Raw genomic sequence first — 457 nt, forward strand, 5'->3', positions numbered from 1 at the left:
GGGGTTGTGGTGCTCGCCGGTCGCGAACACGTCCAGCCCCACCTCCTCGGCCTTGAGCGCGAGGGTGATCATCGCCTTGACCCGCTCACGCTCGGTCGGCGTGCCCCTCGTGGTGGGGTCGGTCGTGACGTCACTGACCGAGAAGATTCCGAACTGCATGACCGTTCCCCGATCCAACTAGCTTCCCAGGAAATTGTTTTCTATGAAACTATCATGCCGAACCCTCGTACGGGCCCGCGTATTCCGACATTCCCGGTCCTCCATGTTCATCCACAGGCACGCTCCGTATCCACCGAACGTCACTCTCGCGTGATACCCCTGGTGGTGCAGGCAATGACACCGTCACGGCGGACCCCCGACCGGCCGAACGAGTGAGGAAAAGGAGAAGGGCGCCCACCTCGGACGTCCGACACCCCCATGGCCACCACTCTCGATCCCCGACGGAAGCCCCCTCACC

The 457-nt window shown here is 63.2% G+C and carries 1 pseudogene; it reads right to left on the minus strand.

Going from position 1 to position 457, the window contains the following annotated elements:
• Positions 1-159 (minus strand): annotated as a pseudogene (locus DSY14_RS29120) (LLM class flavin-dependent oxidoreductase); the annotation flags it as partial.
• Between the last annotated feature and the right edge of the window lie 298 nt (positions 160-457).

This window comes from Nocardiopsis sp. MG754419, assembly GCF_018207095.1.
Lineage (GTDB): Bacteria > Actinomycetota > Actinomycetes > Streptosporangiales > Streptosporangiaceae > Nocardiopsis.